Below are 20,732 nucleotides of genomic sequence, written 5' to 3'. Positions count from 1 at the left end.
GCGGCGCCGATGCGACGAGCGCGTTTCAGGGATTCGTGGGCGCTGCCGCCGGGACGGGCTCCCCGATGATGCGGCTCGCCAGTTCGGCGGCCAGTTCGGGGACGGTGAGGCGCAGTTCGGCCTCCGCCGCGGCCCGTTCGGCCTCGATCAGGGCCTGGCCGTCGGTGAGGAGCGCCTCGCGTTCGCGCAGTCCGTCCTCGCGGGCGGCGGCTATCAGCGCAGCGCCTTCCTCGCGCGCCGCCTGCGTGACCCTGGCGGCGTCGCGACGGGCCTCGGCGAGCAGCGCCTGGGCGCCGGCGTGTTCGGCGGAGGCCTTCGCCCGGATCGCCTCGGCGCGCTCCAGGGCGCCTTCGGTGCGGTCGGCGCGCTCGGCCAGCACCTGGTTGATGCGGGGCAGGAGGCGCTTGAACCAGAGGAAGACGACGGCGAAGAGGATGAGGGCCACTGCCAGGACTTCGATGTTTGCGTTGAGTGGTCCAAATTTCATCGGCAGAAGGTACATGACTCCTGCATACCTGCTCATTCGTGCCGACCCAGCGCTCATTTGCGCCAGATTTGGCGGGATGCCGTCCCTGGGCCGTGCGGCACCCGAATCGATGTCGTACCCGGTTCGTCAGTCGTGCCTGGTGCCGCGCGACCGGCCCGCACCGGCCGGCGGGCGCTGAGGTTCGCCCCGGCGCACGGAACCGGGCGCCCGACGGGCTGGGTGGTTGGCGTGCGCGGACGAGGTGAGCTGCCAGGGAACGCTTGTCACCATCACTCCGGGCGTGAACAGAAGACGGCTTTTGAGCCAGAGCGCCGACTGGTTGTGGAGCAGGTTCTCCCACCAGCGACCGACCACGTACTCCGGGATGAAGACGGCGACGATGTCGCGGGGGCTGTCCCGGCGGATGGCGCGCACGTACTCGACGACGGGTCGCGTCACCTCGCGGTACGGGGAGTCGATGACCTTCAGCGGCACGTCGATACCGTATTCGTCCCAGCTCTCGCGCAGGGTGGCGACCTCGTCGCGGTCGACCGACACGGTCAGCGCTTCCAGTCGGTCGGGGTGGGAGGCTCGCGCGTAGGCCAGGGCGCGCATCGTGGGCTTGTGAAGCCTGGAGACCAGGACGATCGCCAAGACCCTTGAGGGGGAAACGAGTTCGGCGTGCGGGTCCTCGACGGCCAGCTCGGCGGACGTCGTGTCGTAGTGGCGGCGGATGCCGCGCATCATCAGCCACAGCACCGTAGCCGCGAGAACGGCCAGCCAGGCGCCCTCGGTGAACTTGGTGACGAGCACGATCAGCAGGACGAGGCCGGTGACGCACGCGCCGAGGGTGTTGATGGCGCGGGCGGAGTGGTGGCGCCGGCGGACCACGGGATCGTGCTCGGTCGCCAGCTCCTGGTTCCAGTGCCGCACCATGCCCAGCTGGGACAGGGTGAACGAGGTGAACACACCCAGGATGTAGAGGTGGATGAGGCTGGTGACGTTGGCCTTGAAGCCCCAGAGCAGCGCGGCGGCGACGACGGCCAGCGCGAGGATGCCGTTGGAGAACGCCAGCCGGTCGCCCCGGTTGTGCAACTGGTGCGGCAGGAAACGGTCCTTGGCGAGGATCGAGGCCAGCATCGGGAATCCGTTGAAAGCGGTGTTCGCGGCCAGGATCAGGACCAGTGCCGTGGCGGCCTGGATGAAGAAGAACCCGACGCTGTGCTCACCGCCGAACACGGCGGCCGCCACCTGTGCGATGACCGTGCGCTGCGTATAGCTTGCGCAGTTCCCGTCGAGTCCCGTCAGCCGGCACGCGTCGTCCGTGATGTGCACCTTGGTGATCAGCGCGAGCGTGGTCACACCGACGAACATGACGACGGCGATGACGCCCATGGCCACCAAAGTCGCTGCGGCGTTCTTGGGCTTGGGCTTGCGGAAGGCCGGTACGCCGTTGGAGATCGCCTCCACGCCGGTCAGCGCCGTACATCCCGAGGAGAAGGCGCGCAGCACGAGCATCACCAGGGCCAGGCCCGCGAGATGTGTGTCGGACTTCTGGGGCGTGATGCCGTACGCGGCGGTCTCGGAGACCGGCGCGTCCCCCAGGGCGTACCGGATCAGGCCGGTGATCACCATGATCAGTACGCCGCCGATGAAGAGGTATGTAGGTGCGGCGAAGGTTTTGCCCGACTCGCGTACGCCCCGCAGATTGATCGCGGTGAGGAGGGCGACGAAACCGACGGCCAGTAGGACGCGGTAGTCGTTCAGCGCCGGGAGCGCCGAGATGATGTTGTCGACGCCGGAGGCGACGGAAACCGCCACCGTCATCACGTAGTCGACCAGCAGCGAGGCGGCGACGACAAGACCGGCCGAGGACCCCAGGTTGGTGGACGCGACCTCGTAGGAGCCGCCGCCGCTCGGATACGCGTACACGACCTGCCGGTACGAGAGAACGACCACCGCCATCAGCGCCACCACGGCCGCGGCGATCCACGGCGTGAAGTGCAGGTAGGCGAGTCCGCCCAGGGTGAGGACGAGCAGGATCTCCTGGGTCGCGTAGGCCACCGACGAGAGCGGGTCGGAGGCGAAGATCGGCAGGGCGAGGCGCTTGGGCAGCAGTGTCTCGCCCAGCTCCTCGCTGCGCATGGCGCGGCCGATCACCAGGCGTTTGATCAGAGCGGGCATGTTGAACACTGCGTGAGCGTATGGCGGAGCGTGCCACCGTTCGAGCCTGTGGACGTGTCGGCGGGCCGGGGTACACAAATGGTCCTACGGTCCGAGGGGAGAGACGAGCCGTGTCTCGTGAGGCGGGGTCAGGGACCGGCGTGCCCCTGGAGCGCGTGCGCGAGGCCGTGTTCGGCGTCGTCCGTCAGGGCGCGGTGGTACGCCGCGTCGTACGCGTTGTCACCGGCCGCCTTGCGGGCCTGCTGCTCCCACTGGTCGCGGATCTCGGAGAGTTCCGGGGTGCCGCGGTTCGGGTGGCCGAGCATGCGTCAGTAGGTGTGGCCGGTGCCGGAGGTGCGGGCGGCTTCGACGCCGTTGCCCTGGGCCGCGTTGGCGCCGGTGAGCAGGTCGAGGCCGAGGGCGATGCCCAGGTTGTCGTTGACTTTCAGTCGGCGACCGGTCGGCCGGCGAAGGGGCCGGTGCCGGGTCGGCCGGGCTGGGTGCTCCAGGCCGACCGACCGCTGACCGGCCGGGTCGCTCGCCACGGGCGCGGCCGGGGGATTCAGCCGCTGACGGACGCCGCGCCGGTCTCTATGTGGCCTGTGTAGCGGCGGGACCACGTCGTGTCCGTGCTGGACGTGATCGTGAAGTCGTACCAGCCGTTCTGGTTCGCCACGGCGTTGAAGAAGTCCTCCGTCGAGCCGCCGGCGGGGACCGTGTAGTTCCACGGGCCGTCCGAACGGTAGTTGTTCGACGTGATGGTGAACTGGGCTGACGCAGAGCCCGAGTTGGTCATCTTGAACCAGATGGCCGGCTTGCCGGTGCCGGACTCCACGGCGTACCGGGCGGCTACCTCGATCGCCTTGCCCGCCTTCGTGGCGTCGCCCGTGAAGCGGCGCAGGAAGCGGTTCGGCCCTGCCATCGTGATGTCGTACGCGCCCGCCCCGGAGCCCGCGCCGATGTTGAAGAAGTCCGTGGCCGTGCCGCCCGCGTCGACCGTGTACTGCCACGGCGTCGTGTCGCGGTAGGCGTTCGGGTGGATGGAGAGGTGGGCGGCGCTGCGTGCCGGGGAGCCCTGGTTCGCCATGGAGAACCAGGCGAGGATCTTGCCGGCGGCGCCGATCTCGAAGTGGTCGAGGTTGCCGTTCGGCTGGTACGGCAGGGCGCGCGCGGGACGGGTGCCGGGCTCCTGGCCGGGCAGGGCGTTCGTCTGCGGCGCGGGGTTGGGCAGCGGGCCGCAGGTGTCGTACCCGATGACCTTGGTGGCGGGCAGGCCGGACGGCATTCCGTACACGGGCCGGGCGAAGTCGAACACGCCGGTGAGGTCGCCGGTGACCTTGCGGCGCCACGCGCTGATGTTGGGGCAGGTCGCCGGGGTGCCGAGGGCGGTCGTCCAGGTCTCCATGAACCGCAGGACGGACGTGTGGTCGAAGACCTCCGAGGAGACCCAACCACCCCTGGTCCAGGGGGACATGACGACCATCGGGACACGGAAGCCGAGGCCGAACGCGGTTCCGTCGAGGAACTCGCCGGCCGTACCGGCGGGAGGTGACGGCGGGGGTACGTGGTCGAAGAAGCCGTCGTTCTCGTCGTAGTTGAGGAAGAGGACGGTCGAGTCGAACACCTCGGGGGATGCCGCCAGGGCGCGGTGGACGAGGTCCACGAAGTGGGCTCCGTCGCCGGGCGGGGCGTAGGGGTGCTCGGAGAACGCCTGGTTGGCGACGACCCAGGAGACCTGGGGGAGCTTGCCGGCCAGCGCGTCCGCCTTGATCGCGGCGGCGATGTCGTCGGGCGTGGAACCGGTCACCGCGGGGACGGAGGCCATGCCGCGGTCGTGCAGTGGGTCACCGGGCTCGGCGCCGGCGATCTTCGAGAAGTAGGCGAGACCGTTGTCGCCGTAGTTGTCATTGGCATTCTGGTAGACCTTCCAGCTGACACCAGCCCGCTGGAGCGCCTCGGCGTACGTCTCCCAGGTCAGCCCCGACTCGTCACCGCCGTCGTAGCTGGAGCCGTCGACCTTGCCGCTCCACAGGTAGGTGCGGTTGGGCCCGGTGGCGCTGAGGGTGGAGCTGAAGTAGGCGTCGCAGACGGTGTAGTTGTCGGCCAGCGCGTAGTGGAACGGTATGTCGCTGCGGTCCAGGTAGCCGAGGCTGCGCACGTTGCCGACACCGGCGACCCAGTGGTCGAGCCGGCCCTTGTTCCACGCGGAGTGCTGGGAGGACCAGCTGTGCGGCAGGTCGCCGTTGCACTGGGCGAGTGTCTCGCCGTCCACGCCGCCCGCGGCCGGGGTGGAGCTGAGTTTCCACGGGTACTGGCGGCCCAGCCCGTTCGGCTGGTTGAAGACGGGCTGCCCGCCGGAGAGCGTGATGCCGCTGCGGTCGCCGAACCCGCGGACGCCCTTGAGGCGGCCGAAGTAGTGGTCGAAACTGCGGTTCTCCTGCATGAGGATCACCACGTGCTTGACGTCCTTGACGGTGCCCGTGGTGGCTGCGCCCGCTCTGGTGGCGGGCAGCGCGGCGCCGGCCGCGATCCCGGCGCCCAGCGCGACAAAACCTCTGCGGCTGATCGGTGTCATCGGTTCACCCTTGTCTCACGCGTACGTCCTGACACAACGGGCGCAAGAGTGCCGACATTTAATGGTCTGTGGCTAGACCTCTACATGGTCGAGTTTGTGAACACCGGGTTCCGGCCGGTGGTTGCCGGCCGGACGCGGTCAGGCAGTGGAAGGGTTGTCGGGCGTCGGTGCCGCTACGACGAGGGCGTCGACCGCGAGGGCTCCTTCCGGTGAGACGCGGACCGGGTTGAGCTCGATCTCGCCGATGTCGCCACGGTCGGCGATCAGCTCGGAGACGGCGACGACGACCGCCGCCAGCGCGTCGACATCGACCGGCCGTCTGCCGCGCCAGCCGGCCAGCAGTGGCCAGGACCGGAGCCGGCGGATCATCTCGCGCGCGGTGTCGTGGGAGCAGGGGGCGAGTTCAAGGGCGAGGTCCTGGGTGAGCTCGGCCTGGACGCCGCCGGCGCCGACCACGACGACCGGACCGAACGACGGGTCGCGCCGCGCGGCGACGATCACTTCGACCACGTCGGTGCGCCGGTCCATCTCCTCGACCACGTACCCGTGGGACCCGAGCCGCGCCACCATGTCGTCGTACGCGGCGTCGAGCGCGGCGGTATCGCCCAGCCCGGTCGCGACGCCGCCGTGCTCCGTCTTGTGCTCCAGCCAGTCGGCTTTGAGTACGACCGGTGCCGAGAGGGACCGCATCGCGCCGCCGGGATCCGGCGCTCCCGGCGCAATACCGACCGCGGGCGGGAACGGGACTCCCGCATCGGCCAGCAGCCGTCGGGCGGCCAGGTACCCACTGCCTGGAGGCACTTGACACTCATGCGCGAGCCCACGGCCTACGCGCGGACGGGGTGCCTGAGTGACGCGGTGCGCCGTAGCCACCGCCCGCAGCGCCGCCTCGACGTCGGCGAAGGTCGGCACCCCTGCCGCGTGCAACTCCCTTACCGTTTCGGTGTGTTCGGCCATCGAGTGGACCACGACCGGAATCGCCCGCTCGGCGGCCAGGGAGCCGATGGCCCGCGCGACCTGCGACTCTGCCGCCTGATGTTCGGGGATGTCGCGACCGTAGCTGCCGAAGTACCCACTGAGCACGACGACGTCGGTGACCGAGCTGTCGGCGAGGACCGCCGGTGTCGACGCGTACGTGGAGATGTCCTCCTCACCCGCGCCGGCGAGGTCGACAGGGTTCGCGACCGCGGCGTGGGGCGGCAGCCGGTCCGTGAGGCGCTCCTGGAGGGCCGGGGGAAACTCGGCGACGGTCAGGCCGAGCCGTGACGCGGTATCCGCGGCGACGGCCCCCTGTCCGCCACTGTCGGCCACGATCGCGACCCGACGCCCCCGCACCGGCGCGCATCGGCTCAACAGCTGCGCCGTGTCGACGAGTTGGGCCGGTGTGTCGACGCGCACGGCGCCGACCGTGCGGCAGGCGGCGTCCACGACGTCGATGCCCGAAGTCATGGATCCGGTGTGCGAGCGGGCCGCCTGCTGTGCGGCCCTGCTGGCGCCGACCGTCAGCAGGAGCACCGGCTTGCCCGCCTCACGCAGGCGGTCCAGGGCGTCCAGTAGCCGCTCGCCGTCGCCGAAGTTCTCCAGATAGACGGCGACGATGCGGGTGGCTTCGTGGTGGGCCAGGTCGGCGAGCAGTTCGGCGGCGCACACGTCGAGCTGGCTGCCGACGGACACGAACCTGGACACACCGATGCCGGCGCTCGCGGCCATCCCCGCGATCTCCAGGCCCAGCTGTCCGCTCTGCGACACGATCGCGAGGCTGCCGGGCGTGAACCGGCCCCAGGCCAGCTCCAGTTCGCTCGACGCGTCGTAGAGGCCGAGGCAGTTCGGACCGAGCAGCCGGGTCCCGCTCGCCGCGATCACGTCACCGATCGCGGCCTCGTCCTCGATGCCCGCGGTGATCGCGAGCAGGCCGGGCACGCCGAGCGCGACAGCTCGGGAGACACCGTCGGCGAGAGCGGAGGCAGGGACGGCGAAGGCGACCAGATCGGGAACCTCGGGCAGCGCGTCGAGGCCCGGGAGGGTGGGGCGGCCGAGGACCTGGCCGCCACGCGTGTTGACCAGGTGCACGCGGCGCCGGTGCGCGCCCGCGACGGCGCCGCGGGCGAGCCAGTGGCCCCACTTGGCCGGGTTGTCGGTGGCGCCGACGACGGCGACCGACTCCGGCACGCGGAAGACGTCGAGGGTCGTCATGACTTCGCGAGCGCCCTGGAGATGACCAGCCGCTGGATGTCGGAGGTGCCTTCCTCGATCTCCTCCAGTTTCGCGTCACGCATCCACTTCTCGGCGAGGAACTCCTGCGAGTAGCCCCAGCCGCCCAGCGTCTGCACGGCGGCCCACGTGTTGAACATGGCGTTCTCCGAGCCGGTCAGCTTCGCCATCGCCGACTCGGCGGTGACCTTCTCGCCCTGGTCGAAGAGGCGTGCCGCGCGCATCGTCACCAGATGGGCGGTGTCGGCGCGGGTTGCCATGTCGGCGAGCCGGAACGCGACCGCCTGGTGCTCGATGATGGGCACGCCGAACTGCACGCGCTCCTGGGCGTACTCCACGGCCAGGTCGAGAGCGGCCCGGCACAGGCCCGCGCAGGACGCGCCGATCAGGATCCGGGAGGCGTCGAAGGTGCGCATCAGCCCGGAGAAGCCCTGGCCCTCGGCGCCGAGCCGGTCTGCGGCGGGGACGCGCACGTTGTCGAGGAACACCTCGGCGTTGACGATGGCGCGCTGCCCCATCTTGCGCATCGGCTTGCCCACGGTCAGTCCGGGCGTGTCCCGGTCGATGACGAACGCAGTCACGCCGCGCGAGCGGAGCGACGGGTCGACCGTGGCGAACACGACGAACCGCTGTGCGTAAGGGGCGTTGGAGATCCACGCCTTCTGGCCGCTGAGCACGTAGTGATCTCCGTCGCGCACGGCGCGGGTGCGGATGCCGGCGGCGTCCGAGCCGTGGTCGGGTTCGGTGACGGCGAGCGCGGTCAACGGGGGTGTGTCGGTGGTGAGCGGCCGCAGCCACCGCTCCTTCTGCGCCTGCGTGCCGAGTTCGAGGACGGGATCGGCGAAGAAGCCGCTGGAGGTCAGCAGGTTCCCGATGCCGATGTCGCCGTGGCACAGCTCCTGCTGCACGAGCACTTGCGTGACCATGTCGGTCACTCCGCCGCCGCCGAACTCCGCGGGGATCATGAAAGCGGCCAGGCCCGTCCTGGCGGCCTTGTCCCACAGGTCCAGCGGCGACTCGGTCTGGGCGTCGTCGACGGCGCGGGCGCGGGGACGGATCTCGGCGGCGGCGAAATCGCGGGCGAGCCGGATGAAGTCGTGCTGCTCGGCGGAGAGTCCGAGCGCGTCACGTACGGGGTAGGGCATGGCGAACTCCGTGGTGGGAGGGTTACTGAGGGGCTGTGACATTCATCGGGGGATGCGCTCGTGCGGGAGCCGGTGCTCGGCGACGGCCGCGGTCTCCTGGGGCGTGCCGGTGAAGAACCGTGGTGCGATGCGCCCGTACGCCAGCATCAGCAGGTAGCCGAGGAAGAGCGTTCCGACCCCGATGACGAAGACTCCGCCGATCCTCCAGTGGGGTGCGAAGGGGAGGGTCCAGGACGTGTAGCTGTTCACCGGGTCCCAGTCGTTCTTCAGGCTCCACAGCCCGGCCGCGACGAGGGTCAGGCCGCCGATCGCGGGCAGGGTGAGGCGCAGCCAGAAGTCGGCGGCACTGCGTCGCCACTCGGTGCGGTGCGCCCAGGCCGAGGTGAGGCCCGTGAGGCCGTAGTAGAACGCGATCATGAGCCCGCAGGAGGAGACGGCGTCGCCGATGACCTGGCCGTGGCTCAGGAAGTTCATGACGACGTAGCAGACCGCTCCCGCGACTCCGGTGGCGATGGTGCTGAACTGCGGGATCGAGTAGCGCGGGTGGACCTTCGCGAACATGCGCGGCGCGGCTCCGCGGCCGCCCATGGCCAGGAGCGTGCGCCCCAGGGAGAGCACGGTCGTCTCGGTGGACGCGGCGGCGGAGGACAGCACCATCAGGACGAGCAGATGCCACAGGAAGGAGCCGAGGCCGCTGTCGCCGAAGACGGCCTTGCCGATGGCGGAGAAGACGTCACCGAAGTTGTCGGGGTTGCCGAGCCCCGCGCCGGTCGTGCCGATGCCGGCGAAGGCCAGGGTCGCCACGGTCGCGACGAGGTAGAGCACGAGCAGCATGACCGTGGAGGAGACGGCGGCGACGCCGGGTGTCCGGTGCCGGTCGGTGGTCTCTTCGTTGACGGTGAGCGCGGTCTCCCAGCCCCAGTAGATGAACAGCATCAGGACGAGGCCGCTGACGAATGCGCTGGGTGAGGAGATCTCGAACGGGTTGAGCCATGACCAGTGCGGATGCCGTGCGCCGGCACCGGCGTTCCCGGTGTAGACACGTACGAGGGCGACCACCGAGAAGACAGCGAGCATGGCGAACTCGAGGAAGAGCAGGGCGCGTTGGACGGCGGCGGCCACCTCGATGCCGCGGTAGCAGACGGCCGTCATCAGGGCGATCCAGCCGAGTCCCACCAGGAGGACCCAGGGGCTGGACGGGTCGGACCCGATGCCTTTCGCACCGAAGAGGATGAACACGTACTGGCCGGCGACCTGGGCCAGACTGGCCATCACCAGGGTGAACGAGGTGATGATGGCCCAGCCGCCCATGAAGCCGACGCGCGGGCCGAGGACACGCGTGGCCCAGGTGAAGATGGTTCCGCAGTCGGGCTCCTGGCGGTTGAGGGCGGCGTAGCCGAAGGAGACGAACAGGATCGGGACGAACGCGAGCACGACGATCGACGGCGCCTGGAATCCGACGAAGGCGACGATGAACGCGAGAGTCGCGGCGAGGCTGTAGGCGGGGGCGGCGGACGCCACCGAGAGGATCAAACTCGTGGTCATGCCGAGGGCACCGGTGCGCAGGCCCTTTTCCTGCGAGCTGTCGGGTGCGGCTTCCGAAGTGGTGTCAGGTGACGTTGCCATGGGCGAACCCCCTGTCCGGGGTGGGCGGCGAATCGCAAGATTGATGCGTGGGTCAATGATGCTGGCGGGGGAGGGCGTGTCAAGGTTTCCGGATGGATTCATCGCAACGATTGACTGACAGATCAGTCTTGCGACATGCTCTGCGGCCATGTGGGAACAGACCGAAATGGACCTGGTCGAATCCGAGGTGGTCGTCGTGGGTGGCGGCTACGCGGGACTGGCCGCAGCTCTTCGACTCCACGACGCGGGCGTCGACTTCACGCTCGTCGAGGCCGCCGACCGGGTGGGCGGCCGCGTGCTCACCGAGATCCGGGCCGATGGCGTGACGCTCGATCACGGCGGCCAGTGGGTCGGCCCGACCCAGACACATCTGCTGGCCCTCGCGGACCGCTTCGGCTGCGCCACCTTCCCGACCTGGGAGACGGGCAAGCACGTCGAGGTGTGGCACGACGGCGGCACCGTCCCCTACCTCGGCGCTGCACCGGCCGACGGTCCCGGCATCGCGGAGTACACCCGCGTCAGCGAAGTCCTCGACGAGCTCGCCCGGACCGTGGACACCCAACAGCCCTGGCGCACACCCCGATTCGCGGAGTGGGACGCCCAGACGGCCGAGTCGTTCTTCCGTGCGCAGACCGCCGACCCGGACGCCCGGCGCCGCCTGGCACTTGCCGTGCAGGGTCTGTGGTGCGCGGAGCCGTACGAGATCTCCCTGTTCCACGTACTGTTCTACATCGCAGCCGCCGGCGGGTACGAGCAGCTCATGGAGACGCGGGACTGCGCCCAGGACAGCCGCTTCGTCACCGGTGCGGCGGGTCCGGCCCGCGCCGTCGCCGACCTGCTCGGCGGGCGCGTCCGACTCGGCGAGCAGGTGCAGTCGATCGAGTACGACGAGGACGGCGTGCGGGTCCGGACCGCGTCAACCGTGTTCGAGGCCCGCAGGACGATCGTCGCGCTGCCGCCCCAGGCGGTCCGCACCATCCGCTTCACCCCGGAGCTCCCCGCCAGCAGGGACGGCTGGCTGTCCCACAGCCCGATGGGACGCGTCGCCAAGGTCCACGCGGTGTACGACGCCCCGTTCTGGCGGGCCGCCGGACTCTCGGGCGTCGCCACGCTCTACGACGACGGGCCGGTCGGCGTCGTGTTCGACAATTCGCCGGACGACGCCTCCCGGGGCGTGCTCGTCGGCTTCGTGTACGGCGACCGCGTCACCGAGTGGAGCGACCTCGACGACGCCCGCCGCCGCGCGGCCGTACTCAAGAGCTTCACCACCGTCGTCGGGGAGCGCGCGGCACGTCCGCTCGACTACACGGAGAAGATCTGGTCGCGGGACACCTTCGCGCGGGGCGGCTACGAGGCGTACGTAACTCCTGGCGGCTGGACGGGATACGGCCGTCGCGGCTGGCGGGAACCCACCGGGACCGTGCACTGGGCCGGAACCGAGACGGCTAGTGTGTGGAACGGCTACATCGACGGTGCCATTTCGTCGGGCCTGCGAGCGGCCGACGAGGTCGTGTCGGCACTCTCATCGCAAGCGGAAGGCTGAACGGACCCAGCGCAATGACGTCGATCCAAGGCGGGCCGGAGGACATCGCGGGCGACACCGCGACCCTGGCGGACCGGGCGCGGCTCGTGGTGCTTTCGGCGCCCATCAGCCAGCGGGAGTTCGCCGACCGCGTGGGCATGGATCCCACCGCGCTGTCCAAGGCCCTGCGCGGCAACCGCCGTCTCCAGGACCACGAGGTCGCAGCGATCGCGCAGGTCGGCAAGGTGTCGCAGCGGTATCTGCGGACCGGCGCGGGAAGGCCACCCGTTGCGCCCGGGGGAGCGGGTGGCGGGCAGCCGGCCCGCCGCCGCGCCGACGCCGTGGACGCCGACCTCCGGCGCGCCCAGATTCTGGAAGCCACCGCCCGCCTCATCGCCCGCCGCGGGTTCCACAAGGTACGGGTCGCCGACATCGCCCGCGCGTGCGGGACCAGCACCGGCACCGTCCACTACCACTTCCCCACGAAGGACGACGCGCTGCGGGCCGCCCTGGTCTTCTACGCCGACCGCTTCCACACGCGCCTCGAAGAGGAGTTCAGGACGGCCGACACCACCGTCGAGAAGCTGCGCCGGCTGATCGAGGTGCAGCTGACGACGACCGACGAGGACGCCGACGAGTGGTCGGTGTGGGTGCAGTCGTGGAACGAGGCCATCCTTGACCCGACCCTCAGGGAAGGCCAGAAGGGCGTCCACGTCCGCTGGCGCGAGATCGTCCTCGACCTGCTGCGGACCTGCCAGCGGGAGGGGATGGCGCAGGGCGCGGACGCGGAAGCCATGGCCAGCCGCTTCACCAGCATGGTCGACGGCATGGCCATCCAGGTCCTCGCGGGGACGGGCGACATGGACGCGGCACGGATGCGCGAGCTGCTGCTGGATGCCTTCGAGCCGTACATCACGCTGCGCGCCAGCGGTACTTGACGCAGGGCCTTGGGCGTTGCGTCAACTGCCGTCGGCGGCCCGCTCGATCGCGGCGACGACCGCTTCCACCGCAGTGTCGTAGAGGGCCTTCTGACTGACGGACCTGAGCTGGTCGATGTGGGCCCGGGTGGCCGGGTACTCATCGGCGGGCAGATGCGCGTAGACCCGCGTCCACGCCAACGGACTGTGCCGGCTCGCCGTGGGAGGTGCCCACCTGCTCTGGCTCACCCGTGGATTCAGCCGCCCCACACCGGAGTTGAGCATGGGAGAAAGCTCGTAAGGTCCGTGGCTAGACCAGGTCGAGGGACAGCTCGCACCACACTGTCTTGCCGTTGCCGCGGGGTTCGATGCCCCAGGCGGTGGCGAGCTCCTCGACGAGCATCATGCCGCGGCCGGAGGTGGCCCTTTCCGGGGCGGCCCGGCGCCGGGGCGACGCCGTCGACGTGTCGCTGACGGCCAGACGCAGGCCCCGGCCACTGTGCCGTACCGGTCTGGCCGTCAGCGTGGCGCTGCCGTCGGTGTGCACCAGGGCGTTGGTGGCGAGTTCGCAGGCGAGGAGTTCCGCCGTGTCGCTGAGGGCCTCCAGCGACCAGCTGTGCAGCGCCCTGCGCAACGCGATCCGCGCGTTGCGCAGGGCGTCGGGATCGCTGGGGGAGATGACGGCCTCCATGCGCGGTGCCGGGGTCGCCTTCCCCCGGGACCGTTGCAGCACTAGGAGAGCCACGTCGTCCTCCTCGCCGGTGTAGGTGGCCATGGTGTCCAGCAGATGGTCGGCGAGGGCGTCGGGCGGTCCCGGCCCGGCGCGCATCGCGTCGAGGAGCCGCTCACGCCCCTGGTCGATGTCCTCGGCGCGCGACTCGATGAGCCCGTCCGTGCACAGCACCAGAGTCGAGCCGGGTTCCACCATGGTCTCGAATACCGGGTACGCGGGCTGGCCACCCGGCGTGTTGAGACCGAGGGGGAGGCCACCGGGGGTGTCGAGCCAGGCACAGTTTCCGTCCGGGCTGCGCAGCACGGGCTCCGGATGGCCCGCGCGCACCACCGAGGTCATCCCCGTGAGCGGATCGACCAGGGCCATGAGACAGGTGGCGAACCGGTCGGTGTCGAGTTCGGCGAGGAAGGCGGACGCGCGCGCCATGGCCGTGGACGGCGGATGCCCCTCGGCGGCGTACGCGCGCAGAGCGATGCGCAACTGCCCCATCACGGCGGCGGCCGTCACATCGTGACCCTGCACGTCGCCGACGACGACGGCGATCCGGCCGTCGGGCAGCGTCAGCGCGTCGTACCAGTCGCCACCGATGCCGCCCCGGGCCCGCGTGGGCCGGTAACGGGTCGCGAGGTGCACACCGGGCAGGTGCGGCAGGATCCCGGGAAGCATCGCCGTCTGAAGCCCCGCGGCGAGCTCGTGCTCCTGGTCGTAGAGCAGCGCCCGCTGGAGCGACTGCGCGATGACCTTGCCGAGCGCCGTCAGCACGGTCCGCTCGTCCGGCGGGAAGCTGGCCCGCCCCTCGTACGTGAGCCCGACGGCACCGATCGGGGTGTCCTGCGCGATCAGCGGCAGATACACCGCTGCCGCGGCGTCCGGGAACTGTGACAGGTACGGCGTCAGCGCCGGAAAGCGGGCGATGAAGTCCAGCCTGTTCGTCACGAACACCGCCTCGCGGGTGCGAGCCGCCTCCGTCAGCGGCAGCGGCTCACTCAGACGTGCCAGGTGAAAGTCCTGGATGAGGCCCTCGTGGACGCCGTTGGAGCCCACCAGCTCCATGCGGCCGTTGTCGATCAGGCCGAGGAGGACACTGGAGGCGCCGATCCGCTCCATCAGCCGCGAGTCGGTGAGGGCCTCCGCGACGTCCTCCACGGTCACGGTCGGCACGAGGGCGTCGCTGACGTGGACGACGACGTCGGACGGACGGTGGCGCTCCTCCCGGGCCTGCCGCAGCAGCTCGGTCTGGTCCACCGCCCGCAGTTCCTGGCTCGCGTCCCGGATGATCCCGATGACCCGCACCGGACGGTTGTGCTCGTCCCGGACGATGTGACCTTGCGTGTGTGTCCATTGCAGTCGCCCGTCGGGGTGCCGCACACGGAAGTAGAGGCTGAATCCGGAGCGCTCCCGCAGCGCCCTGTCCACCAGATCGTCGATGGCCGGCACCTCACTGGGCACTATTCGCTCACGGAGGGTGGCCATGCGGCCGTCGAACTCACCGGGCCGGAACCCCATGACGGCCAGGCCCCCGTCGTCGTAGTGCATCAGTCCCGCGTCCACGTCCCACGAGAAGGTGCCCATGCCGTTGACCGCCAGGGCGACATGGGCGGCGGCCTCCGGATCACTCTGTGTATCGGGCACGCCGCTCGGTTCGAAGGGGCGATCCATGAAACCTCCTGGCCCGTACGCCCTCGGTAACCGTGGGCGCGCCGGTTCCCGGCTGCACCGGGCGTGGCCCCACCTCCTCATTCTGCGCGGAATCGCGGAGGGTCGCCTGTCAGGCGCCGGGCCCCGGTGCGCGCGCGGACCGTCACTTGGTGGGGCGGCTGCGCCTGCGCCGGACAGCCTTGAGGACGAAGGGCACACAGACAAGACCGAGAAGGGCAATGGCCGCTTCCAGATGGCGGGTGAGGCCGGACCACGCGTGCCCGGACGTGGAAGCCTGCGCGGCGACAGCACCGTGGTGGGCCGCCTCGGGGCGACGTGGCGCGGCGTGCGATGCCGACCCTCGCTGCTGCCCTGCCGCCACGGCCTGTGGAGCGGCGTCGAAGCCCCAGTCCAGGAGTTCGCGGCTCTCTTCGTAGACGGCGTTGGCTGCCGATTTGTCCTGCGGATTCATGATGGTGATCAGGATCGTGCGGTTTTGCCGGGTCGCGGCGGCGACGAGGGTGTTGCCGGCCTCGGACGTGTATCCGTTCTTCACGCCGATCAGCCCCGGATAGGGCTCCACGCCGTGGGATCCGACCAGGAGGCGGTTGGTGTTCTGGATGCCGAAGGAGTCGGGGCCGCCCGCGGCCGGGAACTGGGCCGACTTCGTTCCGCAGTAGCGACGGAAGTCCGGGTTTTGCAACCCGGCCTTCGCGAACAGCGACAGGTCGTACGCGGATGAGTACTGCCCTGGAGTGTCGTATCCGTCGGCGGAGCGCACCGAGGTGTCGTGCGCGCCGAGCCGGTTCGCGGTGGCCTGCATCCGCGCGAGCGTGAGATCCATTCCGCCGTTCAGTCTGGCGAGCGTGTGCACCGCGTCGTTGCCGGAGCTGAGGAAGACACCGCGCCACAGGTCGCCGACGGTGTAGTTGGTGCCTTCGTGCACGCCGACGAGACTGCTGCCGGGAGCTACGTCGTTGATGTCGGCGGTGACGGCCGTGTGTTCTGTGGCGGCGGGCAACTGCGGCAACAGAGCCACCGCGAACAGCGTCTTGAGGGTGCTGGCCGGCGCCAGGCGAAGGTGCGGCGCCTTGGCGGCCAGCAGATTGCCGGTGCCGACGTCGGTGACCGTCCAGGACAGGGCGGACACCTCCGGTGCGTCCGGCGTCCCCGGCGCGGTCTGGATCTGACTGCTCACATCGTCGGAGCGGGGCACCGCGGCCGCGACGCCGCCGACCGGGCCGACCGCGATCGCCGCACCGGCGAAGGAGGCGACAACTGACTTGGTAATACAGGGGTAAAAGCCTACGAATCGCGCCATGACGGCAACTTAGAATCGTTGCCATCCCCCTGCCATCGCACCTACGCCATTCGGCGGGGGCCGGATGACTCCACGTCACATTGCGAGATTCTCGCCTCACCTGGTGGTTGCGGTGGGTGCAAGGGCGGTCCGTCAGGCGCGTACACAGTCAGGGTCACCGGTATGCGCTGCCTCGGCTGCACTCCCTGCACCATCGTCACTTCGAGTACGCGGTACGGGATCTGATGCGCCTTGACAGCGCTGTCGTGAGGGCGTTTTGAATCCTCCCCTCATGGATGAGGGGGATTCCTGACTCAGGCGGCCTCTGGGAGCAGCGCTCCTGGGGGTCTTACGCCGTCGGCATCAGCCGGGTTGAGACCAGCCCGGACGAGCATCACGCGGGCGGAGTTTTTGTCTCTGGGGGAGACGGTTTTGCATGCGGTGCAGGTATATGTTCGTTCCGACAGTGGCAGTGCGTGTTTGGCTCTCGCTCCGCAGTGCGCGCAGTCCATGGTGGTGTGGGCCGGGTGGACCAGGTGCACGATTGGGCCGTGCTTGCGGGCCATCTCGGTCAGGGCCCGTTTGGTGGCGCCGATCGCCGCGTCGGCGGCCTTGCGGGCCATTGTCGACTTCGCGAGGAACTTGGGCCGGAAGTCTTCCACCGCGATGGCGTCGTGGTCGCGGACCATGCGCTTGGCCCATTTGCGGGCGGTGTCCTGTCTCTGCCGGGCGATCTTCGCGTAGGTCTTCGCCCGCCACTTCTTCGCCTGCCGGTAGCCCTTCGATCCGGCCTTCCTCTTCTTCGGCTTGCGGCGGGCCATCATCCGGTCATACCGCGACAGTCTGCCCTGAGCCTTCTTCCCGTGCTGGGCATGCGGGAGATCATGGGAGTCGGACGTGGTGGTCGCGGTCTCCTTCACGCCCCAGTCGACACCGATCACCCGGCCGGTCGCCGGCAGCGGCCGCACATCGGCAGGGACCACGAACGAGCAGTACCAGTGCCCCACCGTGTCCTGATACACGCGCACCGAGGAGGGTTCGGCGGGCAGGTCCCTCGACCACACAGGCGTCACGACGAGGTCCCCGGCCAGATGCAGACGGCCGTTCTTCAGCCGGAACCCGCGCTTCGTGTAGTTCAGGCTCGCCGCGGCCTCGCGCTTCTTCCTCCACCCCGGCATCCCGGCCCGGCGGTGCATGGGCAGCTGTTCTCGGATGTCCTTGTGCGCCTTCGCCTGAAGAAGGAGGTGACGAGGCGCTGTGCGTGGTGCAATCTGCCGTGGTGACCTGCGAGACTTTGCCGCGTGAGCCAATCCCGCCGCCCCTTGGGCACCGGACCGAGCCTCGACGAGGCCACTGAGCCCGCGCGCGCCGCACGAGGCCGCACGGCCGCGGAGCGAGCAGGTGCTGCCCCGCAGCCTGTCGGCCCCGAGCCGTCCTCCGCCGACGATGCGGAGCTGACGGACTCCGGCCGGCGCAGACTAGGAATCGGCCCGTGGTGGCGGAACGACGATCCGGACGCGTAGCCCGATCCGCCCCCGGCGACGGCGGCCGGCCTCGGCTTCCGGAAGTGCTTGGTCAGTAACTCTCTTTCATGGAAGGGGAGTTACTCATCACGGCTTGCGGGCCAGGCCGCCGTGCTCGGCGATGAGCTGCGGTGCCGGGGAGTCGGATTCCGGGCGCCAGAACGGCACCGAGACCACGCCGGGTTCCAGGAGTTCGAGGCCGTCGAAGAACGCCGTGATCTCGTCGACCGGGCGCAGGAAGTAGGGGACGGCGCCCGAGCTGTTGTAGCCGTCCTGGGCCTGTTCGAAGCCGGCGTCGATGCCGCGCGACCCGTCGTTGATGGAGAGGTAGCTGCCCGACGGCAGTGCGTCCATCAGCCGCTTGACGATGGTCCGCGCCTGCTCGTAGTCGCCCATGTGGCCCAGGATGTTGCTGAGGATCAGGGCCGTGGGGCGGGTGAAGTCCAGCGTCTCGGCGGCCGCCGCGAGGATGCGGTCGGGGTCGGCCAGGTTCGCGTCGACGTAGGCGGTCGCACCCTCGGGGGTCGAGGTGAGCAGCGCGCGGGCGTGCGCGAGGACCATCGGGTCGTGGTCGACGTACACGATCTTGGTCTCGGGGGCGATCCGCTGGGCGACCTCGTGGGTGTTGTCCCCGGTCGGCAAACCGGTGCCGACGTCGAGGAACTGGCGGATGCCGGCCTGGGTGACCAGGTACGAGATGTTGCGGCGGAGGAAGGCGCGGCTGCTGCGGGCGATGGTGGAGATGCCGGGGAACAGTGCGCTGTACGCGTCACCCGCCTCCTCGTCGACGGGGTAGTTGTCCTTACCGCCCAGCCAGTAGTTCCAGATCCGGGCCGAGTGCGGAACCGACGTGTCGATCTTCTGGTGAGCCGTAGCTCCGGGCGTCGTCGCGTGGTCCGTCATGGTTACCGTCCGTCTTCCAACCGAGGCGTGAACTGTTTCCACCGCATAACCTACGTCCCAACAAACCCGGTACGCACACCAGTTCACGTGATCGGACGGAACTGGTGCTCGAACCGTCGTGGCGTCGCAGTCGGGCGTGGGCGCGGCGTGCCCTTCGCGGAGTTGATGGCTTTCGCAGTCGTCGGACACGCGGCCACCTTTGGGGCTTCTGGGGGACTTATGGCGGCGGACGCGGAGCGCCTTCGCGGGCGGTCGTGGCGGACGCCTTCGGCCGTCAGCGGTTGAAGTGGTGCAACGTGTCGTTGAGTTGCTCGGGCGTGAGTGCGGGGGAGGGGAGCGGGGGCGACGTCGGTGCGGCGCGGAGGCTGTCGCAGAGGAGTGCGAGGGGTCGGCGCCAGGCGTCGGGGGTGGTCGCCGTGGTGAGCGCGGGGACCGCGCGGCCGAGTGCGGCCAGGGCGAAGAGCACGTCCTCGGTGGTGACGTCGGGGCGGATGGTGCCCTGGTGGCGACCGCGTTCGAGGAGGAGTTCCACGGTGCGGTGGTTGTGGGCGTGTACGGCCTCCAGTGACTCGACGCCCTCGAGGTGGGTGGTCATGAGGTCGTTCGTCCCGCGGTCGGTGGCCAGGACGGTGAAGACGGCCTGGAGGTAGCCGGTCAGCCCGGTCCAGGCGTCGTCGATGTCCCGGGCGCGGTCGCCGGCGTCCATCGTGCCGGTCAGCTGGTCGCGGAAGACCGCGTCGACGAGTGCGGCGCGGTGGGGGAAGTGCCGGTACAGGGTGGCGTTTCCCACGCCGGCGCGGCGGGCGATCACGTCCAGCGGCGCGTTGAGGCCCAGTTCGGTGAACACCTCGTGGGCGGCTTCGATCAGCAGGTCCCTGTTGCGCCGTGCGTCTCGGCGGCGGGCGGGTGTGCCGGCGCCCGAACCGTCCTTGCCGCCGCCAGTTTTACCGCTGCCGCTGCCGCTGCCGCTGCCGCTGCCGGTGTCCGCGGTTCCGTCCGGGCGGTCCGTGCTGTCTGCCATCTTCATCGCCCTTCACGATACCGGGGAGTGCTCCCCAGTACTGATGCTAACGTCGACATGAGAAGTGGGGAGTGCTCCCCGTTTATGGTTTCGAGGGGTTGCGACATGAGCGACAAGAGCGAGATCGGCGACAAGGGTGACAGGGGCGGCACGGCGCTGGTGTTGGGCGGTGGCGGGCCCGTGGGCGGGGCCTGGATGGCGGGAGTGCTGGCCGGTCTCGCCGACGCGGGGATCGATCCCCTGAGTGCCGACGTGGTCATCGGCACGTCGGCAGGCGCGATCTTCGGTGCCCGTTTGGCCTGCGGCGAATCCGCTCGCGAGTTGTACGAGCGGCAGCTTGCCCGAGCGGATCGCATCGACCTGCCGGTCACCGCCACCCAGACTCTGCGTTTTCTCTGGGCGGCACTCGGCTCCCCTGACTCGCAGCGGTCCGTGCAACGGCTGGGACGAGCCGCCCTTGCCGCTCGCACAGCAGCCGAGTCCGACGTCCGTCACACCATCGCCACTCTGCTGCGGGACGCCACCGCCTGGCCCGGGAACACCGATCTGCGGATCACGGCGATCGACGCGCACACCGGATCCCTGGAGGCGTTCGATGCCGCCGGACAGGTCACCCTCGCGGAGGCGGTCGCGGCCAGTTGTGCCGTCCCCATTGTCTGGCCTCCGGCGTCGGCGGCCGGGCGTCGCTGGATCGACGGCGGCAGCCGCGCCACCGCCAACATTCATCTCGCCCGTGGCTACCGCCGCGTTCTGGCCATTGCTCCGTTGACCTCCGCGCCGGGCCCGCACCCGAGCGCCCAGCGGCAGGTGGCCGAACTCGCGGCCGCGGGGGCCGACATCCTGCTGGTGTCCCCGGACCGTACCGCCCGCCGCGCCATGGGACGCAACATGGCCGCGGACACGCCCAGGCCCGGCGCCGCACGCGCCGGCCATGCCCAGGCCACGGCGCTCGCAGACGCGGTGTCCCGTCTCTGGAAGGTGTGACGGAG

Annotated in this window: 16 protein-coding genes and 1 pseudogene; 4 read left to right on the top strand and 13 right to left on the bottom strand. The window is 70.0% G+C overall.

Features of this window, described 5'->3' with window-relative positions; translation table 11 throughout:
* Positions 1-25: 25 nt before the first annotated feature.
* The 7 genes and pseudogenes from ACWFR4_RS32370 to ACWFR4_RS32340 form a co-directional block, all read right to left on the bottom strand.
* Complete coding sequence (locus tag ACWFR4_RS32370) at positions 26-487, bottom strand: F0F1 ATP synthase subunit B family protein (protein WP_453655698.1); 462 nt, start codon at positions 485-487, stop codon at positions 26-28.
* A gap of 126 nt (positions 488-613) precedes the next feature.
* The gene (locus ACWFR4_RS32365) at positions 614-2,650 is read right to left on the bottom strand and encodes an APC family permease (RefSeq protein WP_453469426.1); all 2,037 of its coding nucleotides are present in this window, start codon (positions 2,648-2,650) and stop codon (positions 614-616) included.
* A gap of 128 nt (positions 2,651-2,778) precedes the next feature.
* Positions 2,779-3,075, bottom strand: a pseudogene (locus tag ACWFR4_RS32360) (regulator); the annotation flags it as partial.
* A 116-nt stretch (positions 3,076-3,191) separates the two neighbouring features.
* Positions 3,192-5,204 (bottom strand): phosphocholine-specific phospholipase C, encoded by a 2,013-nt coding sequence (locus ACWFR4_RS32355; protein WP_453655697.1) that lies wholly within the window; start codon positions 5,202-5,204, stop codon positions 3,192-3,194.
* 138 nt (positions 5,205-5,342) lie between these two features.
* Positions 5,343-7,397, bottom strand: a complete 2,055-nt coding sequence (locus ACWFR4_RS32350) for an acetate--CoA ligase family protein (protein WP_453655696.1) — start codon at positions 7,395-7,397, stop codon at positions 5,343-5,345.
* The gene (locus ACWFR4_RS32345) at positions 7,394-8,560 is read right to left on the bottom strand and encodes an acyl-CoA dehydrogenase family protein (protein WP_453655695.1); all 1,167 of its coding nucleotides are present in this window, start codon (positions 8,558-8,560) and stop codon (positions 7,394-7,396) included. Before ACWFR4_RS32345 ends, ACWFR4_RS32350 begins: the two co-directional genes overlap by 4 nt.
* Before the next feature lie 42 nt (positions 8,561-8,602).
* The gene (locus ACWFR4_RS32340) at positions 8,603-10,186 is read right to left on the bottom strand and encodes an APC family permease (protein WP_453655694.1); all 1,584 of its coding nucleotides are present in this window, start codon (positions 10,184-10,186) and stop codon (positions 8,603-8,605) included.
* A 148-nt stretch (positions 10,187-10,334) separates the two neighbouring features.
* On the opposite strand from ACWFR4_RS32340, the gene ACWFR4_RS32335 reads away from it, so the two are divergent.
* Entirely contained in the window at positions 10,335-11,729 is a 1,395-nt protein-coding gene (locus tag ACWFR4_RS32335) for a flavin monoamine oxidase family protein (protein WP_453468949.1), read from the top strand.
* Positions 11,730-11,743: 14 nt separating this feature from the next.
* Positions 11,744-12,646: a TetR family transcriptional regulator C-terminal domain-containing protein gene (locus tag ACWFR4_RS32330; protein WP_453655693.1), complete on the top strand. Its 903-nt coding sequence runs from the start codon at positions 11,744-11,746 to the stop codon at positions 12,644-12,646.
* A 21-nt stretch (positions 12,647-12,667) separates the two neighbouring features.
* Here the strand turns inward: ACWFR4_RS32330 and ACWFR4_RS32325 are convergent, their stop codons facing one another.
* The 4 genes from ACWFR4_RS32325 to ACWFR4_RS32310 all read right to left on the bottom strand — a co-directional run bounded on the left by ACWFR4_RS32325 (position 12,668) and on the right by ACWFR4_RS32310 (position 17,567).
* Positions 12,668-12,826 carry a hypothetical protein gene (locus ACWFR4_RS32325; protein ID WP_453655692.1) on the bottom strand — a complete coding sequence of 53 codons (159 nt, stop codon included), beginning with the start codon at positions 12,824-12,826 and terminating at the stop codon, positions 12,668-12,670.
* A 109-nt stretch (positions 12,827-12,935) separates the two neighbouring features.
* Complete coding sequence (locus ACWFR4_RS32320) at positions 12,936-15,017, bottom strand: SpoIIE family protein phosphatase (protein ID WP_453655691.1); 2,082 nt, start codon at positions 15,015-15,017, stop codon at positions 12,936-12,938.
* Positions 15,018-15,159: 142 nt separating this feature from the next.
* Complete coding sequence (locus ACWFR4_RS32315; protein WP_453468642.1) at positions 15,160-16,317, bottom strand: D-alanyl-D-alanine carboxypeptidase family protein; 1,158 nt, start codon at positions 16,315-16,317, stop codon at positions 15,160-15,162.
* A 293-nt stretch (positions 16,318-16,610) separates the two neighbouring features.
* On the bottom strand, positions 16,611-17,567 hold the full coding sequence (locus tag ACWFR4_RS32310) for an RNA-guided endonuclease InsQ/TnpB family protein (protein ID WP_453655741.1): 957 nt from the start codon (positions 17,565-17,567) through the stop codon (positions 16,611-16,613).
* 30 nt (positions 17,568-17,597) lie between these two features.
* Here ACWFR4_RS32310 and ACWFR4_RS32305 point away from each other — a divergent pair, with 30 nt between their 5' ends.
* Entirely contained in the window at positions 17,598-17,819 is a 222-nt protein-coding gene (locus ACWFR4_RS32305; RefSeq protein WP_453655690.1) for a hypothetical protein, read from the top strand.
* An 87-nt stretch (positions 17,820-17,906) separates the two neighbouring features.
* On the opposite strand, the gene ACWFR4_RS32300 is transcribed toward ACWFR4_RS32305, so the two are convergent.
* Both ACWFR4_RS32300 and ACWFR4_RS32295 read right to left on the bottom strand, forming a co-directional pair.
* Positions 17,907-18,722, bottom strand: coding sequence for an SAM-dependent methyltransferase (locus ACWFR4_RS32300; protein WP_453655689.1), 816 nt, complete (start codon positions 18,720-18,722; stop codon positions 17,907-17,909).
* A gap of 274 nt (positions 18,723-18,996) precedes the next feature.
* The gene (locus tag ACWFR4_RS32295; protein WP_453655688.1) at positions 18,997-19,749 is read right to left on the bottom strand and encodes a TetR/AcrR family transcriptional regulator; all 753 of its coding nucleotides are present in this window, start codon (positions 19,747-19,749) and stop codon (positions 18,997-18,999) included.
* Positions 19,750-19,848: 99 nt separating this feature from the next.
* Here ACWFR4_RS32295 and ACWFR4_RS32290 point away from each other — a divergent pair, with 99 nt between their 5' ends.
* Positions 19,849-20,727, top strand: a complete 879-nt coding sequence (locus ACWFR4_RS32290; protein WP_453655687.1) for a patatin-like phospholipase family protein — start codon at positions 19,849-19,851, stop codon at positions 20,725-20,727.
* Positions 20,728-20,732: the final 5 nt, after the last annotated feature.

This window comes from Streptomyces sp. NPDC055140 (assembly GCF_053607285.1).
This window is presented reverse-complemented; position numbering and strand designations above follow the sequence as displayed.

What these genes read in the sequence shown, in the direction of transcription:
- ACWFR4_RS32370 (WP_453655698.1), bottom strand. Translation starts at nt 487, where the DNA reads ATGAAATTTGGACCACTCAACGCAAACATCGAAGTCCTGGCAGTGGCC.
- ACWFR4_RS32365 (WP_453469426.1), bottom strand. Translation starts at nt 2,650, where the DNA reads ATGCCCGCTCTGATCAAACGCCTGGTGATCGGCCGCGCCATGCGCAGC.
- ACWFR4_RS32355 (WP_453655697.1), bottom strand. Translation starts at nt 5,204, where the DNA reads ATGACACCGATCAGCCGCAGAGGTTTTGTCGCGCTGGGCGCCGGGATC.
- ACWFR4_RS32350 (WP_453655696.1), bottom strand. Translation starts at nt 7,397, where the DNA reads ATGACGACCCTCGACGTCTTCCGCGTGCCGGAGTCGGTCGCCGTCGTC.
- ACWFR4_RS32345 (WP_453655695.1), bottom strand. Translation starts at nt 8,560, where the DNA reads ATGCCCTACCCCGTACGTGACGCGCTCGGACTCTCCGCCGAGCAGCAC.
- ACWFR4_RS32340 (WP_453655694.1), bottom strand. Translation starts at nt 10,186, where the DNA reads ATGGCAACGTCACCTGACACCACTTCGGAAGCCGCACCCGACAGCTCG.
- ACWFR4_RS32335 (WP_453468949.1), top strand. Translation starts at nt 10,335, where the DNA reads ATGTGGGAACAGACCGAAATGGACCTGGTCGAATCCGAGGTGGTCGTC.
- ACWFR4_RS32330 (WP_453655693.1), top strand. Translation starts at nt 11,744, where the DNA reads ATGACGTCGATCCAAGGCGGGCCGGAGGACATCGCGGGCGACACCGCG.
- ACWFR4_RS32320 (WP_453655691.1), bottom strand. Translation starts at nt 15,017, where the DNA reads ATGGATCGCCCCTTCGAACCGAGCGGCGTGCCCGATACACAGAGTGAT.
- ACWFR4_RS32315 (WP_453468642.1), bottom strand. Translation starts at nt 16,317, where the DNA reads ATGGCGCGATTCGTAGGCTTTTACCCCTGTATTACCAAGTCAGTTGTC.
- ACWFR4_RS32300 (WP_453655689.1), bottom strand. Translation starts at nt 18,722, where the DNA reads ATGACGGACCACGCGACGACGCCCGGAGCTACGGCTCACCAGAAGATC.
- ACWFR4_RS32295 (WP_453655688.1), bottom strand. Translation starts at nt 19,749, where the DNA reads ATGAAGATGGCAGACAGCACGGACCGCCCGGACGGAACCGCGGACACC.
- ACWFR4_RS32290 (WP_453655687.1), top strand. Translation starts at nt 19,849, where the DNA reads ATGAGCGACAAGAGCGAGATCGGCGACAAGGGTGACAGGGGCGGCACG.